Consider the following 18,601-nt stretch of genomic DNA (forward strand, 5'->3'; position numbering starts at 1 on the left):
AGGGGTTTTACTGCGTGTAAGAGTAAAATGAAGAGGTGCAAATAAATGAAACAAAGTATGGTATTCAGTCCTACATTACGTGAAGTTCCAGCTGATGCTGAAATTAAGAGTCATCAATTATTACTTCGCGCAGGTTTTATGCGTCAAAATGCTTCTGGTATTTATAGTTTTCTACCATTTGGATTAAAAGTATTACACAAAGTAGAACGTATCGTTCGAGAAGAAATGGAGCGTGCAGGAGCTGTAGAATTATTAATGCCAGCTATGCAAGCTGCAGAATTATGGCAAGAATCAGGTCGTTGGTATTCATACGGATCTGAATTAATGCGTATGAAAGATCGTAACGCTCGTGAATTCGCATTAGGAGCGACACATGAGGAAGTAATTACGGATCTTGTGCGTGATGAAGTGAAATCATATAAAAAATTACCGTTAACATTATACCAAATTCAAACAAAATTCCGTGATGAGCAAAGACCTCGTTTCGGTTTATTACGTGGAAGAGAGTTTCTAATGAAAGATGCATACTCTTTCCATGCTACACAAGAGAGCTTAGATGAAGTATACGATCGCTTATATAAAGCATACTCTAACATTTTTGCTCGTTGTGGCTTGAATTTCCGTGCAGTTATTGCTGATTCTGGAGCAATGGGCGGAAAAGATACACATGAATTTATGGTATTATCTGATGTTGGTGAAGATACAATTGCATACTCTGACACATCTGATTATGCAGCAAACATCGAAATGGCTCCTGTTGTAGATACGTATACGAAGAGTGACGAAGCAGAAAAAGCTCTTGAAAAAGTAGCAACACCAGACCAAAAAGCAATTGAAGAAGTATCTGCATTCTTAAACATTGCAGCTGACAAGTGCATTAAGTCTATGGTATTTAAAGTAGATGAGAAATTAGTAGTTGTACTTGTTCGTGGTGATCACGAAGTAAACGATGTGAAAGTGAAAAATGTATACGGCGCTTCAGTTGTTGAGCTTGCTTCTCATGAAGAAGTAAAAGAATTATTAAATTGTGAAATTGGTTCATTAGGGCCGATTGGTGTAACAGGTGATATTGAAATTATTGCTGATCACGCTGTAGCATCAATTGTTAACGGATGTTCAGGAGCGAACGAAGAAGGATTCCATTATGTAAATGTAAATCCAGAACGTGACTTTAAAGTAAGTCAATATACAGATTTACGCTTCATTCAAGAAGGAGACCAATCTCCAGATGGAAACGGAACAATTCTTTTCGCACGCGGAATTGAAGTTGGTCATGTATTCAAATTAGGAACTCGTTATAGTGAAGCAATGAACGCGACATTCCTAGATGAAAACGGAAAAACACAACCACTTATTATGGGTTGTTACGGTATCGGTGTATCTCGTACAGTGGCAGCAATTGCAGAGCAGTTTAACGATGAGAACGGCTTAGTTTGGCCAAAAGCTGTAGCACCATTCCATGTGCATGTAATTCCAGTAAATATGAAATCTGATGCACAACGTGAAATGGGTGAAAATATCTACAACTCATTACAAGAACAAGGCTATGAAGTGTTATTAGACGATCGTGCAGAGCGTGCAGGTGTTAAGTTTGCAGATGCAGATTTATTCGGTCTTCCAGTTCGCGTTACAGTTGGTAAAAAAGCAGACGAAGGTATTGTAGAAGTGAAAGTACGTGCTACAGGTGAGTCTGAAGAAGTAAAAGTAGAAGAACTTCAAACATATATTGCAAATATTTTAAAATAAGAAGAGGTACCTCGTAATGGGGTACCTTCTCTTTCTTTGTAAACGTATTTTGTAAAAGAAGAAGGAAGAAATCTTTCTTTGTAGTACGTTTCAATTTATAATAGCAAATGGAAGGAGAGTGCTTATGTCTTTAACAAATGAACAACAAGAGCGATTTCAAATTTTGCTCCAGCAGTTGCAAATACCAGACGACCTTATAAATCAATATTTACAAGGCGGTGGTATTGAAAGGCTCGTTATTGATAAAGCGAATAAAAGTTGGCATTTTGATTTACAAGTGCCACGTATTTTGCCTACAGAATTATATGAATTGCTAGAAACAAAGCTTAAGCAATCATTTTCTCATATTGCAAGAACAACATTTGCATTAGAAACAGAGAATAAACAATTTACAGAAGAAGAAGTAAGGGCGTATTGGCCACTTTGTACGGAACGAATTACATTTTCACCCATGTTCGCGTACTTAAAGAAGCAACTTCCGCAGGTGAATGGAGTGAAGTTGTTAATAAATGTAAATAATGAGCTGGAGTCTACTGCTTTAAAGAAAAACGTTGCGAAACCAGTGGGGGATCAATACGAAGCTTTTGGATTCCCGCGTTTCCAGTTAGACACACATATACAGCAAAATGCAGAAGAAATGCAAAAGTTTCGTGAGCAAACGCAGCAAGAAGACCGCGAGCGTGTTATACAAGCTATGGAAGAAATGGCGAAGAAGCAAGCTGAAGAAAGCAGCGTTGTGCATGAAGGACCGATTACACTCGGGTATCTTATTAAGCCGGATGAAGAGATTACACCGATGCGAGAAATTCAAGATGAAGAAAGAAGAAAAACGGTTCAAGGATATGTCTTCCATGTAGAAACAAAAGAGCTTCGTAGTGGACGTACGTTATTAACTTTAAAAATAACGGATTATACGGATTCTATTATGATTAAAATGTTCTCGCGTGACAAAGAAGATATTCCAATGCTGCAATCCTTGAAAAAAGGAATGTGGGTGAAAGCGCGTGGTTCTGTTCAAAACGATACATTCGTTCGAGATTTAGTAATGATTGCAAATGATATTAATGAAATAACAGGGCCGTCTCGTAAAGATAAAGCGCCAGAAGGTGAAAAGCGTGTAGAACTTCATCTTCACACTCCGATGAGCCAAATGGATGCTGTTACTCCTGTTTCTAGGCTTGTTGCCCAAGCTGGTAAATGGGGACATGAAGCTATTGCGGTTACAGACCATGCTGTGGCTCAGTCGTTCCCGGAGGCATATTCTGCGGGGAAAAAAGCTGGAGTTAAAGTTATATACGGTGTAGAAGCAAATTTAGTTAATGATGGTGTACCGATAGCGTATAACGAGGCGCATCGTTTACTTGCAGAGGAAACGTATGTTGTTTTCGACGTTGAGACGACAGGTTTATCAGCTGTATACGACACAGTCATTGAGTTGGCTGCCGTAAAAGTAAAGGGTGGCGAAATCATTGATCGCTTTGAATCTTTCGCAAATCCACATCAACCATTATCAGCGACGATTATTGAATTAACAGGTATTACAGATGATATGTTAACTGATGCACCAGAAGTGGACGAAGTGTTTAAAAAGTTTGAGGAATGGATGGGTGACCATACACTTGTTGCCCATAATGCAAGCTTTGATATGGGTTTTATTAACGTAGGTTTTAAAAAGGCTGGGTTAGAAAAAACGAATAACCCTGTTATTGATACGTTAGAACTTGCACGATTCTTATTCCCAGAAATGAAAAATCATCGATTAAATACGATGTGTAAAAAACTTGATATTGAATTAACGCAACATCACCGTGCGATTTATGATACAGAAGCGACGGGATATTTACTTGTGAAAATGTTGAAAGATGTAATTGAAAAGGGATTTGAATATCACGATCAATTAAATGATAGCATGGGACAAGGGGATGCGTATAAGCGTGGCCGTCCAAGTCATATGACGTTACTTGCCACATCAGATGTTGGGTTGAAAAATTTATATAAACTTGTTTCATATTCTCACCTTAATTACTTTTACCGTGTACCACGAGTACCGAGGTCACTATTAAAAAAATACCGTGAAGGAATTTTAGTAGGAACGGCTTGTGATAAAGGTGAAGTATTTGAGGCAATGATGCAAAAAGCTCCTGAAGAGGTAGAAGAAATTGCACAGTTCTATGATTACATTGAAGTAATGCCTCCAGAGGTGTTGCGTCATTTAGTAGAGCGAGAACTCGTTCGAGATGAAGGACAATTAAAAACAATTATCTCTAACTTAGTAAAACTAGGTGAGACGTTAGATAAACCAGTTGTCGCTACAGGGAACGTGCATTACTTAGATCCAGAAGATGCAATGTATCGTAAAATTTTAGTTAGTTCACAGGGCGGGGCAAATCCGTTAAATCGACATTCATTACCGCCAGTACATTTCCGTACAACTGATGAAATGCTAGAGTGTTTTTCATTTTTAGGTGAGGACAAAGCGAAAGAAGTTGTTGTAACGAATACACAAAAAGTTGCGTCATTAATTGGTGATGTTCGTCCGGTAAAAGATGATCTATATACACCGAAAATTGAGGGTGCCGATGATGAAACACGTGATATGAGTTATAAAATGGCACGCAGTATATATGGTGAAGAACTACCAGAAATTGTAGAGGCTCGCTTAGAAAAAGAATTGAAAAGTATTATTGGACATGGATTTGCCGTTATTTATTTAATCTCACATAAGCTTGTGAAAAAATCGTTAGTCGACGGATATCTAGTAGGTTCGCGTGGTTCAGTAGGTTCATCGTTCGTTGCAACGATGATGGAAATTACAGAAGTAAACCCATTACCACCACACTATGTCTGTCCAAAATGCAAGCAATCTGAATTCTTTAATGATGGTTCGGTAGGCTCTGGTTTCGACTTACCAGATAAAGATTGTCCGACATGTAATGTGGCATATGTAAAAGATGGACATGATATCCCATTCGAAACGTTCCTTGGATTCAAAGGAGATAAGGTACCCGATATCGATTTGAACTTCTCGGGGGAATACCAACCACGTGCCCATAACTATACGAAAGTACTGTTCGGTGAAGATTATGTATACCGTGCTGGAACGATTGGTACAGTTGCGGAAAAAACAGCTTATGGATATGTAAAAGGTTATGCAAATGATCACAATTTAACAATTCGGAATGCAGAGATTGACCGCTTAGTAGCGGGATGTACAGGGGTAAAACGTACAACTGGACAGCATCCAGGTGGTATTATCGTTGTGCCAGATTACATGGATATCTTTGATTTCTCCCCAATACAGTTTCCTGCTGATTCAATTGGTGCTGAGTGGAGAACAACGCATTTTGACTTCCACTCGATTCATGATAATTTATTGAAACTTGATATACTAGGACACGATGATCCGACCGTTATTCGTATGTTACAAGATTTAAGTGGTATTGATCCGAAAACAATCCCAACGGATGATCCAGAGGTAATGAAAATTTTCTCTGGTCCAGAAACGTTAGGGGTAACGGAAGAACAAATTAACTGTAAAACAGGTACACTTGGTATCCCAGAATTCGGTACGAAATTCGTAAGACAGATGTTAGAAGAGACAAAACCAACGACATTCTCAGAATTGGTCCAAATTTCTGGGCTGTCACATGGTACTGACGTATGGCTGGGTAATGCAAATGAGTTAATTTATAACGGTACATGTACGCTGAGTGAAGTTATCGGTTGTCGTGATGACATCATGGTATATTTAATCTATCAAGGTTTAGATCCATCATTAGCCTTCAAAATCATGGAGTCGGTTCGTAAAGGTAAAGGTGTACCGGAAGAATGGGAAGATGACATGAAAGGTAATAATGTACCAGGTTGGTATATTGATTCATGTAAGAAGATTAAATATATGTTCCCTAAAGCCCATGCGGCTGCTTACGTACTTATGGCTGTGCGTATCGCATACTTTAAAGTACATTTTGCACTTTTATTCTATGCGGCATATTTTACAGTCCGTGCAGATGATTTTGATGTAGAGGCGATGGCGAAAGGTTCAGCATCCATACGTGTGAAAATTGATGAAATAGCTCAAAAAGGATTGGATGCAGCGCCGAAAGAGAAAAGTTTATTAACGGTACTAGAAATGACGCTTGAAATGTGCGAGCGTGGATACTCATTCCAAAAGGTTGATTTATACCGTTCGCATGCAACGGAATTTATTATTGATGGGGACTCATTAATCCCTCCGTTTAATGCAGTGCCTGGTCTTGGTACGAACGCAGCCTTAAGTATTGTGGAAGCGCGCAAAAATGGAGACTTCTTATCAAAAGAAGACTTACAGCAACGAAGTAAGGTTTCGAAAACAATTATTGAGTATTTAGATAGCCAAGGTTGTTTAGGAGATTTGCCGGATCAAAACCAATTATCACTGTTCTAATAGGTAGGAAAATTCTTTGCAAATCAATATTTGCTATGGTATACTATAAACCGAGATAACCATGTCATGTATATTTTGTGAAAAAGAGAGTGGGGAAACCCACTCTTTCGTGTTACTATCTACATTTTATTCATGTAGATAGTAAAGACATTTCTGTCGTATATACATATTTTGTTACAAGTTTTACTTCTTAAATTTGGTAATACTAAGACAGATATTCCCTGCTTAACGGCAGGGGCTTTTGTTAGCTAACGAGAAAGAATAAGATAGACCGTCTTTATGAACGGGATCTTTTCTTGTAAATGGTACATGGCGGCAGGAAGGAGGCTGTTTATGGATAAGAAAGTCACAGAAGTTGTAGAAGCATTTGCGCAGCCAATCGTTGAAGAGTTAAATCTTGAACTTGTAGATGTAGAGTATGTGAAAGAAGGACAAGACTGGTTCTTACGCGTATTCATCGATTCTGAAAAGGGAGTCGACATTGAAGAATGCGGTGCGGTAAGTGAACGTTTAAGCGAAGCTTTAGATAAAGAGGATCCAATTCCTCACCTTTACTTTTTGGATGTATCATCTCCTGGAGCAGAACGCCCATTAAAGAAAGAGAAAGACTTCCAGCAAGCGGTAGGAAAACAAGTGGCAATTAAAACATATGAGCCGATTGATGGCGAAAAGATGTTTGAAGGAAAGTTACTTTCCTACGACGGTACTACAATTACACTACTATTAACAATTAAAACACGTAAAAAAGAAATCCAAATTCCAATGGATAAAGTTGCAAATGCGCGACTTGCTGTTACGTTTTAGTAAGAAGGGGGATCTTCATGAGCACTGAGTTGTTAGATGCTTTGCTCGTATTAGAGTCAGAAAAAGGTATTAGTAAAGATATTATTATTGATGCGATTGAAGCAGCGTTAATCTCTGCTTATAAACGCAATTTTAACCAAGCACAAAACGTTCGTGTGAGCTTTAACCCAGAAGTGGGAACAATTCAAGTTTTAGCACGTAAGGACGTTGTTGATAATGTGTTTGATCCACGTCTTGAAATCTCTGTAGAAGAGGCAAGACAAATTAATCCAAACTACCAAGATGGCGACGTACTAGAAATTGAAGTAACGCCAAAAGATTTTGGTCGTATTGCAGCGCAAACTGCAAAACAAGTTGTAACACAACGAGTTCGTGAAGCAGAACGTGGTGTTATTTACTCAGAATTTAGTGATCGTGAAGAAGACATTATGGTTGGTATTGTACAACGCCAAGATGCTCGTTTCATCTACGTAAGCTTAGGTAAAGTAGAAGCTTTATTACCTGTAAGTGAGCAAATGCCAAATGAGCAATATAAGCCACATGATCGTATTCGCGTATTTATTACAAAAGTAGAAAAGACAACAAAAGGACCACAAATTTACGTATCACGTACACATCCTGGTCTTTTAAAACGTTTATTCGAAATGGAAGTTCCAGAAATTTATGATGGAACTGTAGAAATTCGCTCTGTAGCGCGCGAAGCAGGAGATCGTTCTAAAATCTCTGTGCATGCAGAAAACATTGATGTTGATCCAGTTGGTTCTTGCGTAGGACCGAAAGGACAACGTGTACAACGTGTTGTAGATGAACTAAAAGGTGAAAAGATTGACATCGTTCGCTGGTCAAATGATCCAGTTGAATATGTTGCAAATGCTTTAAGCCCATCACAAGTTGTTAAAGTACTTGTAGATGAAGATGAAAAAGCAACAACTGTTGTTGTTCCAGACCACCAGCTATCATTAGCTATCGGTAAGCGTGGACAAAATGCGCGTCTTGCAGCTAAATTAACAGGCTGGAAAATTGATATTAAAAGTGAGTCTGATGCGAAACAACTTGGAATTGTAACAGAAGAAGATAGCGTAATCGCATTCGGATTCGATTCAGTTGAAGACGAAATCGAATAGAGGTGATGAGTATGAGCAATCGAAAAGTTCCGTTACGAAAATGTATCGCGACGCAAGAGATGAAATCAAAACGAGAGCTCGTTCGCATTGTTCGTTCCAAAGAGGGCGAAGTGTCTATTGATTTATCTGGAAAAAAATCAGGACGAGGTGCATATTTGTCAAAAGATAAAGAATGCATTATGCAAGCCCAAAAGAAAAACATTTTGGAACATCATCTAAAAGCGAAAATCGACAGTTCTCTGTACGAAGAGCTTCTTGAGCTTGTTGAGAAGGAGTCGAAATAAGTGTCCGATTGGAAATCGTTTTTAGGACTAGCAAATCGCGCTCGAAAAATCATTTCGGGTGAAGAACTCGTTTTAAAAGAAGTACGAAGTGGTAAAGTAAAGCTCGTATTGCTTTCTGAAGATGCGTCAGCGAACACTACTAAACGTATCACTGATAAAACGACGTACTACAACGTACCAATGAAAAAAGTCGAAAATCGACAACAATTAGGGCATGCGATTGGGAGAGACGAGCGAGTCGTTGTAGCTGTGTTAGATGAAGGCTTTGCGAAAAAGCTACGTAGCATGCTCGATACAAATTACCGGGGGTGAAGGTATGAGTAAAATTCGAGTACATGAATATGCAAAAAAAAATAATATCTCAAGTAAAGATCTTATGACAAAACTTAAAGAGATGAATATCGAGGTTTCGAATCATATGACAATGTTAGAAGATGAAGTAGTAAATAAATTAGATAATGAATATAACACTGGAGCGGAAAAACCTTCTGTTGCAGATGAGTTTGAAGTAGAAGAGAAAGTTGTTCGCAGTAAAAAGAACAGCAATAAGAAAAAGAAAAAAGGCAAAGGAAATGAAGACAAACGTCAAGATAACTTTGCTGGAAGACAACAAACGCAAATAGTAGAAACACCAGATAAAATTACTTTCTCTGGAAGCCTTACAGTAGGTGAACTTGCTAAAAAGTTAAGTAAAGAGCCATCTGAAATTATTAAAAAGCTCTTCATGCTTGGAATTATGGCAACAATTAACCAAGACTTGGATAAAGATACAATTGAGTTAATTGCTACTGATTACGGTATTGAAGTAGAAGAAGAAGTAGTTGTAAGTGAAACTGAGTTTGAAACATTCATTGATGAGCAAGATGATGAAGAAAACTTAAAAGAGCGTCCAGCTGTTGTTACGATTATGGGACACGTTGACCATGGTAAAACAACATTACTTGACTCAATTCGTAATTCAAAAGTAACTGCTGGCGAAGCGGGTGGAATTACTCAGCATATTGGTGCATACCAAGTTGAAGTAAATGATAAGAAAATTACATTCTTAGATACGCCTGGTCACGCGGCATTTACAACGATGCGTGCTCGTGGTGCGCAAGTAACTGATATTACAATCCTTGTTGTTGCAGCTGATGACGGTGTTATGCCTCAAACAGTTGAAGCGATTAGCCATGCAAAAGCAGCTGGAGTACCAATTATTGTAGCTGTGAATAAAATGGATAAACCAGCAGCAAATCCTGATCGTGTAATGCAAGAATTAACAGAATATGAATTAGTTCCAGAAGCTTGGGGCGGAGATACAATTTTCGTACCAATTTCTGCAATCCAAGGCGAGGGAATTGACAACTTGCTAGAGATGATTCTTCTTGTAAGTGAAGTAGAAGAATATAAAGCAAACCCAAATCGTTATGCAACGGGTACTGTAATTGAAGCACAGCTTGATAAAGGTAAAGGAACTATCGCGACATTATTAGTTCAAAACGGTACACTTCGAGTTGGAGATCCAATCGTTGTTGGAACTTCATTCGGACGTGTTCGTGCAATGGTAAGTGATATTGGTCGTCGTGTAAAAGTTGCTGGTCCATCAACTCCTGTTGAAATTACAGGTTTAAATGAAGTACCACAGGCTGGAGATCGTTTCATGGCATTCGCTGATGAGAAGAAAGCTCGTCAAATCGGTGAATCACGTGCACAAGAAGCGTTAGTTGCACAACGTGGTGAGAAATCTAAATTAAGCCTTGAAGATTTATTCCAACAAATCCAAGAGAGCGATGTAAAAGAAATCAACTTAATCGTAAAAGCAGACGTACAAGGTTCTGTTGAAGCGATGGCAGCGTCACTTCGTAAAATTGATGTTGAAGGCGTAAAAGTTAAAATCATTCACACTGGTGTAGGTGCGATTACAGAATCTGATATCATTTTAGCTTCTGCATCTAATGCAATTGTAATTGGATTTAACGTACGTCCGGATGTGAACGCGAAGCGTACAGCTGAATTAGAGAACGTTGATGTTCGCTTACACCGCATTATCTACAAAGTAATCGAAGAAATTGAATTAGCAATGCAAGGTATGCTGGATCCAGAATTCGAAGAAAAAGTAATCGGTCAAGCGGAAGTTCGTCAAACATTCAAGGTAACAAAAGTTGGAACAATCGCAGGTTGTTACGTAATTGACGGTAAAATTACACGCGATAGCGGCGTTCGTATTATCCGCGATGGTATCGTAATTTTCGAAGGACAACTTGATACGTTAAAACGTTTCAAAGACGACGTAAAAGAAGTTGCACAAAACTATGAGTGTGGTATTACAATTGAGAGATATAATGACCTTAAAGAAGGGGACATCATTGAAGCATACGTTATGGAAGAAGTGAAGCGATGATTGTCGCTTCACTCTCATTCGAGTGTATGATTTACGATGTGCATTCTTTAAAAGAGAAACGGGCAATTTTGCAACGAGTGCTAACTCGTGTGAAACAGCGCTATAATGTAGCTGTTTCTGAAGTTGGGCATCAAGATGTATGGCAACGTACAGAAATTGCGATTGTTTCCGTATCCTCAAATCGTGTTATCTGTGAAAAAGAAATGAATCGTGTACTGGAGTACATCGATTCATTTCCTGAAATTGAACGTACGATAACACAATTGGAATGGTATTGAATGAGGTGAAGAGTTATGAAATTACGTGCAAACCGTGTAGGCGAGCAAATGAAAAAAGAATTAGGCGACATCATTAGTCGTAAAATTAAAGACCCACGTATCGGATTTGTTACAGTAACAGATGTACAAGTGAGTGGTGATTTGCAAATTGCCAAAGTATATATTTCTGTTTTAGGTGACGAAGAACAGAAAGAAAATACGTTAAAAGGTTTAGCGAAGGCAAAAGGCTTTATTCGTTCAGAAATTGGCCAACGTATTCGTCTTCGTAAAACACCGGAAATTACCTTTGAGTTTGATGAGTCTATCGGATATGGTCATCGAATTGATACACTTTTACATGAAATTAATAAAGACGGTAAACGTGAAGAATAATGGATAGACATTTGTCTATCCATTTTTTCAATGCAAAATAAGTTTTGGATATTTACTACGAAAGAATTATGATGAGGTGAACATATATGGAAGGTGTAGTATTATTACATAAGCCAAAAGGCATGACATCACATGATTGTGTATTTAAATTAAGAAAGATATTGCGAGAAAAGAGAATTGGTCATACGGGAACATTAGACCCAGATGTAACGGGAGTATTACCACTTTGTGTGGGGAGAGCAACGAAGATTGCACAATTTTTAACAAGTGAAACGAAAACATATGAAGGTGAAGTAACATTAGGGTTTTCAACAACAACAGAAGATGCTTCTGGTGAAGTTGTGGAGAAACAAGATGTAAACCGTGTTATTACACGTAAAGAAGTAGAAGAGGTACTAGCGGAATTAACAGGCACGATTGAACAAATGCCACCAATGTTCTCAGCTGTAAAAGTAAACGGGAAAAAATTATATGAATATGCAAGAGCAGGACAAGAGGTGGAACGTCCAGTTCGTACAATTACGATTCATGAATTCGTATTACTTGATGACCGTGAAGTTTTTGAAGGAGAAAATATTTCATTCCGTTTCCGTGTAACGTGTAGTAAAGGAACATATGTAAGAACGTTAGCGGTAATGATCGGGGAGAAACTTGGTTTCCCATCACATATGTCTCACCTTGTAAGAACGGCATCTGGTGAATTTTTATTAGAAGATTGCATATCATTTGAAGAAATTGAAGAAAACGTGCAAAATGGAACAGTAGAGTCTATCTTCATTTCAATTGATGAAGCATTAAGTAAGTTTCCAAAAATGGTTGTAGATGAAAAGCAAGCAGAGAAAATCAAGAATGGTATGTTCTTAAAGAATGAATTAGAAATAACAGCACCATTTATTACAGTGTTTGATAAAAATGATCGTTGCTTAGCAATTTATGAACATCATCCGAAACATCCTGGCATGTTAAAGCCGATGAAAGTACTTGTGAATAATCAAGAACTAAAGCTATAATGAATTATTGGAAGGATTATTACAGAAAAAGGTGAATTCAAGCGTGAAACTTATTCATTTAACTCATCCACATGAACAAAATAAATTAGAATTACCACCTACTGTAATGGCATTAGGATTTTTTGATGGCATTCATTTAGGACATCAATGTGTAATTCGAACTGCGAAAAAAATAGCGGACGACCGAGGATATAAAAGTGCAGTTATGACATTTCATCCTCATCCATCTGTTGTTTTAGGGAAAAAGGATGCGCATGTGGAGTATATTACACCAATGCGTGATAAAGAAAAAATAGTCGAAAGCTTAGGAATCGATATATTATATGTGATTAAATTTGATGAATCATTTGCAGGGTTATTACCACAACAATTTGTAGATGATTATATTATTGGTTTAAATGTAAAGCATGTAGTAGCAGGGTTTGATTATTCATATGGACGTTTAGGAAAAGGAAAGATGGAGACTTTACCATTTCATGCAAGAGGGGAGTTTACACAGACTGTGATTGAAAAAGTTGAATTTCAAGAAGAGAAAGTAAGTTCTACAGCATTACGAAAGTTAATTCGAAATGGCGAAATGGAACAAATTCCATCTATTTTAGGTAGAGCCTATACTGTAGCGGGAACAGTTATACACGGCGACAAACGTGGGCGTCAAATTGGTTTTCCAACAGCTAATGTAGGTTTAAGTGATGAGTATTTATTGCCACCTGTAGGTGTTTATGCAGTGAGATTAAAAGTTCACGATGAATGGTACGATGGTGTATGTAATATTGGATATAAACCGACTTTTAAAGAAGATGAGCGTCAATTATCAATTGAAGTGCACTTATTTGAATTTAACAAAGATATATACGATCAAAATGTTACAGTAGAGTGGCATATGCGTATAAGAGAAGAGAAGAAATTCAATGGCATTGATGAGTTAGTTGAACAAATCGCAAAAGATAAGAAAACAGCACAAGAATATTTTGCGAGCGAAAAGAATATACTTGCTTTTTCAAATGAAAAGTAGTATTCTATGTTATGTACTTTATGACAACCATTGCTTGGCATTGCGACTCACCGACGCTTGCTAGGTAATTGGGGGTTTAATTAATAGGAGGTGAAATAGGATGGCTTTAACACAAGAGCGTAAAAATGAAATCATTGCACAATTTAGAACTCATGAGACTGATACTGGTTCTCCAGAGGTTCAAATTGCTGTCCTAACGGAGCAAATTAACACTCTAAACGAGCACTTACGTACTCACAAGAAAGATCATCATTCACGTCGTGGTCTATTAAAGATGGTTGGTAAACGTCGTAATTTACTAACTTACCTTCGTAATAGCGATATCACACGTTACCGTGAATTAATCACAAAGCTTGGCTTACGTCGATAGTCAAAGAAGCGGGAATATTCCCGCTTTTTTGTTAGGTAAAAATATATCTTCTACGCTTTATAGCTTACTTAATTTTAGGCAATACTAGAGGTAGAATATTGTGATATACTATCCATTTACATAGAAGAATTGAATACTTTAAATTGAGAGGGGTACTTAAATGAGTCAAGAAAAGCAAGTCTTCTCGATAGATTTAGCTGGTCGCCAGCTAACAGTTGAAACTGGTCAGCTTGCCAAACAAGCGAACGGAGCAGTATTAGTAAGATATGGCGATACAGCGGTTCTATCTACAGCAACTGCATCAAAAGAAGCTAAAAATGTAGATTTTTTCCCACTTACAGTGAACTATGAAGAGCGTTTATATGCAGTCGGAAAAATTCCTGGCGGTTTTATTAAGCGTGAAGGTCGTCCAAGTGAAAAAGCAATTTTGGCAAGTCGTTTAATCGACCGTCCAATTCGTCCGCTATTCGCAGATGGTTTCCGTAACGAAGTACAAGTTGTCAGCATTGTAATGAGTGTTGATCAAGATTGTTCTTCTGAAATGGCAGCTATGCTTGGTTCTTCATTAGCGTTATCGATTTCAGATATTCCATTTGAAGGTCCAATCGCTGGTGCGACAGTTGGTCGTATTAATGGCGAATTCGTTATTAATCCAACAGTAGAACAGCAAGAACAAAGTGATATCCACTTAGTTGTAGCTGGTACGAAAGATGCGATTAACATGGTTGAAGCAGGAGCAGATCAAGTGCCTGAAGAAACAATGTTAGAAGCAATTATGTTTGGTCATGATGAAATTAAACGTTTAATTGCATTCCAAGAAGAGATCGTACAAGCTGTAGGTAAAGAGAAATCAGAAGTGAAACTTTATGAAGTTGACGCTGATCTTAATCAAGCTGTACGTGAAATGGCTGAGAAGGATATGCATTCTGCAATTCAAGTACATGAGAAACATGCACGTGAAGATGCAATTAACGAAGTGAAAAAGCGTGTAATTGAGCATTACGAAGCTGAGGAAGCTGACGCTGATACATTAGGACAAGTAAATGAGATTTTATATAAAATTGTAAAAGAAGAAGTACGTCGTCTTATTACAGTTGAAAAAATTCGCCCAGATGGCCGTAAAGGTGACGAAATCCGTCCTTTAGCATCAGAGGTTGGTATTTTATCTCGTACACACGGTTCTGGTTTATTCACACGTGGACAAACACAAGCATTAAGTATTTGTACATTAGGTGCATTAGGCGATGTGCAAATTTTAGATGGTCTTGGTGTAGAAGAATCAAAACGCTTTATGCACCATTACAATTTCCCATCATTTAGTGTTGGTGAAACAAGACCGATGCGTGGACCAGGTCGTCGTGAAATTGGTCACGGTGCACTAGGAGAGCGCGCACTTGAGCCTGTAATTCCATCTGAAAAAGATTTCCCATACACAGTACGCCTTGTATCTGAAGTATTAGAATCAAATGGTTCTACTTCACAAGCAAGTATTTGTGGTAGTACTTTAGCAATGATGGATGCGGGTGTTCCACTTAAAGCTCCAGTTGCAGGTATTGCAATGGGTCTGGTTAAATCTGGTGAGCATTACACAATTTTATCTGATATTCAAGGTATGGAAGATCATTTAGGTGATATGGACTTTAAAGTAGCAGGTACAGCACAAGGTGTAACTGCGCTGCAAATGGACATTAAAATCGATGGTTTATCACGTGAGATTTTAGAAGAGGCATTACAACAAGCGAAAATTGGTCGTGTGCACATTCTAAATCATATGTTATCTGTTATTGCAGAGCCACGTACTGAATTATCAGCTTACGCTCCAAAGATTATTACAATGACAATCAACCCAGATAAAATCCGTGACGTTATTGGACCAAGCGGTAAACAAATCAATAAAATTATTGAAGAAACTGGCGTTAAAATTGACATCGAGCAAGATGGTACAGTATTCATTTCATCAATAAATCAAGAAATGAACGACAAAGCTAAGAAGATTATCGAAGATATCGTTCGCGAAGTACAAGTAGGTGAAATCTACGAAGGAAAAGTGAAACGTGTTGAGAAATTTGGTGCTTTCGTTGAATTATTCAGCGGTAAAGATGGATTAGTTCATATTTCTGAACTTGCACTTGAGCGTGTAGGTAAAGTAGAAGACGTTGTGAAAATCGGTGATGTAATTACAGTTAAAGTTATCGAGATTGACAAGCAAGGTCGCGTAAATCTATCTAGAAAAGTATTGCTAAAAGAAGAGCAAGAAAAAGAAGCTGCTAAAGAAGAAAACAAACAAGAGCAGCAATAAGTAAAAGCCAGTTAAACTGGCTTTTTTTGTTATGTAAAAAACATGATGTTCATATATTTTTATGTCGGTATAGGTATAGTTTTCATTATAACGCTCAAATTAACAAAGATAAGAAGAAAATGTTTTTATATAGTTAATTTGGGAGGGTTTATATGAAAGTTCGTATATTGGCATACATATGTATATTTTCTTTATATGTCAGTTTAGGCTCTTATTCTGTTTTTGCACAAGATAACTTGCATGAAGAAATTCAAAAGCATGCAAAACAGTATGAGATTGCACCTCAAAATGCGATGATTGATAAAATATGGAAGGCAACACCTGGATATAATGGAAGACAAGTGGATATTGAAGCATCGTATAATAATATGAAGAAGCTAAAGGAATTTGATCAAAAATATCTTGAATTCAAAGAAGTCTCACCGAGTGTTCATTTGGAAGATTTATCACCAGCTCCAATTTATAGAGGGCATCCAAATAAAAAGATGGTAGGATTAACAATAAATGTGGCATGGGGAAATGAGTATTTGCCTCGCATATTAGAAATCTTGAAAAAGCATGATGTGAAGGCCACTTTCTTTTTAGAAGGACGTTGGGTGAAAGAAAATTTGCGGTTTGCAAAAATGATTGTCGATGCAAAACAAGAAGTTGGAAATCACTCATACACACACCCTAATATGAAAACGTTATCGTCAGATGAAATACGAGATCAGTTACAAAAAACAAATCGAATGATAGAAGTAGCAACGAATCAAAAAGTAAGATGGTTTGCCCCGCCGAGTGGAAGCTTTCGAGATGAAGTCGTAAAGATTGCAGATGATTTTCAAATGGGAACGATTATGTGGACTGTAGATACGATTGATTGGAAGCGACCTGAGCCGGATGTACTATTGCAGAGAGTAATGAGAAAAATACATCCAGGTGCTATCATATTAATGCATCCTACTTCGTCTACAGCAGAGGCTTTAGAAACAATGATTATAAAATTGAAGGAACAAGGATATAAAGTGGGGAATATAACTGAATTACTGGATGAAAAACGTGTGGATTAAATACATTTGCATGACATTCATCCTTAAACTTGTTATCATTAAATAATAGCGTTTTATTTAGAGAAACTGGCAGTAGGAGGAAAGTTTTTGATTAAAAAATATACTTGTAAAAATGGTGTAAGAATAGTTATGGAGAATATACCAACTGTAAGATCGGTTGCAATTGGTATTTGGATCCATGCGGGATCAAGAAATGAAAATGAAAAAAATAATGGGATTTCTCACTTTTTAGAGCATATGTTCTTTAAAGGGACAGAAACACGTAGTGCACGAGAGATTGCAGAATCATTTGATAGCATTGGTGGTCAAGTGAATGCATTTACTTCAAAAGAATATACTTGTTACTATGCAAAAGTATTAGATGAGCATGCTAAATATGCTTTAGATGTTTTAGCAGATATGTTCTTTAATTCAACATTTGATGAGGAAGAACTGAAAAAAGAGAAGAATGTCGTATGTGAAGAAATTAAAATGTACGAAGATGCGCCAGATGATATTGTGCATGATATGTTAACGAAAGCAACATATGAAACGCATCCACTTGGATATCCTATTTTAGGAACAGAAGAAACGCTTAATACGTTTACAGGTGATACGTTACGTCAATATATAAAAGATCATTACACACCTGAAAATGTAGTTGTATCAGTTGCAGGAAATATTGATGAAGCATTTTTACAAACAGTGGAGCAATATTTCGGTAGTTATGAAGGAACAACAAACCGTGAACAAGTACATAGCCCAATTTTCCATTTCAATAAGGTAGCCCGTAAAAAGGAAACGGAACAAGCTCATTTATGTCTAGGATATAAAGGCTTACAAATGGGACACGAAGATATTTATAACTTAATTGTATTAAATAATGTTTTAGGTGGTAGCATGAGTAGCCGTTTATTCCAAGAAGTACGTGAGCAACGTGGATTAGCTTACTCGGTATTTTCTTACCACTCTTCTTATGAAGATACAGGTATGTTAACACTTTACGGTGGAACAGGTAGCCAACAATTAGATACACTGTATGAAACAATGCAAGAAACATTAGAGACATTGAAAAATACAGGTATTACAGAAAAAGAGCTTATGAATAGTAAAGAGCAATTAAAAGGAAACTTAATGTTAAGTTTAGAAAGTACAAATAGCCGTATGAGTCGTAACGGTAAAAATGAATTGCTTCTTCGTAAACATCGTTCACTTGATGAGATTATTGAAAGTGTAAACACTGTAACAAAAGAAAATGTGGACGGATTAATTCGCAACATGTTTACTGATGAATTCTCTGCGGCACTTATTAGTCCAGACGGAAAACTTCCAAAAGGAATAAAACTATAATCGATTTTTATGATGTATCTGATAATAACCTTCTCTCTTTTTAAATGAGAGAAGGTTATTTTTTTTATACATATAGAATAGGTACTAATTATAGACAATGCAAATGAAA

At 37.3% G+C, this 18,601-nt stretch carries 15 protein-coding genes; all 15 read left to right on the forward strand.

Annotated features, from left to right (window positions below; all coding sequences use genetic code 11):
- Positions 1-45 precede the first annotated feature (45 nt).
- The 15 genes from IBT51_RS06475 to IBT51_RS06545 all read left to right on the forward strand — a co-directional run bounded on the left by IBT51_RS06475 (position 46) and on the right by IBT51_RS06545 (position 18,492).
- A complete protein-coding gene (locus IBT51_RS06475) occupies positions 46-1,746 on the forward strand; it encodes a proline--tRNA ligase (RefSeq protein WP_016080534.1) in 1,701 nt (566 codons plus the stop codon).
- A gap of 124 nt (positions 1,747-1,870) precedes the next feature.
- A complete protein-coding gene (locus tag IBT51_RS06480; RefSeq protein ID WP_053563760.1) occupies positions 1,871-6,172 on the forward strand; it encodes a PolC-type DNA polymerase III in 4,302 nt (1,433 codons plus the stop codon).
- Between the two features lie 333 nt (positions 6,173-6,505).
- Positions 6,506-6,976 carry a ribosome maturation factor RimP gene (gene rimP, locus IBT51_RS06485; protein ID WP_000359095.1) on the forward strand — a complete coding sequence of 157 codons (471 nt, stop codon included), beginning with the start codon at positions 6,506-6,508 and terminating at the stop codon, positions 6,974-6,976.
- A 17-nt stretch (positions 6,977-6,993) separates the two neighbouring features.
- A complete protein-coding gene (nusA, locus tag IBT51_RS06490; RefSeq protein WP_000102598.1) occupies positions 6,994-8,100 on the forward strand; it encodes a transcription termination factor NusA in 1,107 nt (368 codons plus the stop codon).
- A gap of 11 nt (positions 8,101-8,111) precedes the next feature.
- Complete coding sequence (gene rnpM, locus IBT51_RS06495) at positions 8,112-8,384, forward strand: RNase P modulator RnpM (RefSeq protein ID WP_000071125.1); 273 nt, start codon at positions 8,112-8,114, stop codon at positions 8,382-8,384.
- Positions 8,385-8,696, forward strand: coding sequence for a YlxQ family RNA-binding protein (locus tag IBT51_RS06500; RefSeq protein ID WP_200458032.1), 312 nt, complete (start codon positions 8,385-8,387; stop codon positions 8,694-8,696).
- A 4-nt stretch (positions 8,697-8,700) separates the two neighbouring features.
- On the forward strand, positions 8,701-10,767 hold the full coding sequence (gene infB, locus IBT51_RS06505) for a translation initiation factor IF-2 (protein ID WP_000036347.1): 2,067 nt from the start codon (positions 8,701-8,703) through the stop codon (positions 10,765-10,767).
- Positions 10,764-11,045 carry a DUF503 domain-containing protein gene (locus IBT51_RS06510; protein ID WP_000634349.1) on the forward strand — a complete coding sequence of 94 codons (282 nt, stop codon included), beginning with the start codon at positions 10,764-10,766 and terminating at the stop codon, positions 11,043-11,045. The genes infB and IBT51_RS06510 overlap by 4 nt, the downstream gene beginning before the upstream one ends.
- Before the next feature lie 15 nt (positions 11,046-11,060).
- Positions 11,061-11,417 (forward strand): 30S ribosome-binding factor RbfA, encoded by a 357-nt coding sequence (rbfA, locus tag IBT51_RS06515; RefSeq protein ID WP_000776437.1) that lies wholly within the window; start codon positions 11,061-11,063, stop codon positions 11,415-11,417.
- An 86-nt stretch (positions 11,418-11,503) separates the two neighbouring features.
- Positions 11,504-12,427, forward strand: a complete 924-nt coding sequence (gene truB, locus IBT51_RS06520; protein WP_000399362.1) for a tRNA pseudouridine(55) synthase TruB — start codon at positions 11,504-11,506, stop codon at positions 12,425-12,427.
- A 43-nt stretch (positions 12,428-12,470) separates the two neighbouring features.
- The gene (gene ribF, locus IBT51_RS06525) at positions 12,471-13,442 is read left to right on the forward strand and encodes a bifunctional riboflavin kinase/FAD synthetase (protein ID WP_000766703.1); all 972 of its coding nucleotides are present in this window, start codon (positions 12,471-12,473) and stop codon (positions 13,440-13,442) included.
- Between the two features lie 100 nt (positions 13,443-13,542).
- Complete coding sequence (gene rpsO / locus IBT51_RS06530; RefSeq protein ID WP_001229392.1) at positions 13,543-13,812, forward strand: 30S ribosomal protein S15; 270 nt, start codon at positions 13,543-13,545, stop codon at positions 13,810-13,812.
- Between the two features lie 160 nt (positions 13,813-13,972).
- Complete coding sequence (gene pnp, locus IBT51_RS06535; protein ID WP_000076745.1) at positions 13,973-16,111, forward strand: polyribonucleotide nucleotidyltransferase; 2,139 nt, start codon at positions 13,973-13,975, stop codon at positions 16,109-16,111.
- A gap of 152 nt (positions 16,112-16,263) precedes the next feature.
- Positions 16,264-17,163: a polysaccharide deacetylase family protein gene (locus IBT51_RS06540; RefSeq protein WP_053563762.1), complete on the forward strand. Its 900-nt coding sequence runs from the start codon at positions 16,264-16,266 to the stop codon at positions 17,161-17,163.
- Positions 17,164-17,250: 87 nt separating this feature from the next.
- Complete coding sequence (locus IBT51_RS06545) at positions 17,251-18,492, forward strand: M16 family metallopeptidase (protein ID WP_000593001.1); 1,242 nt, start codon at positions 17,251-17,253, stop codon at positions 18,490-18,492.
- Positions 18,493-18,601: the final 109 nt, after the last annotated feature.

Origin of the sequence: Bacillus sp. S71, assembly GCF_016625265.1 — a bacterium.
GTDB lineage: Bacteria > Bacillota > Bacilli > Bacillales > Bacillaceae_G > Bacillus_A > Bacillus_A cereus.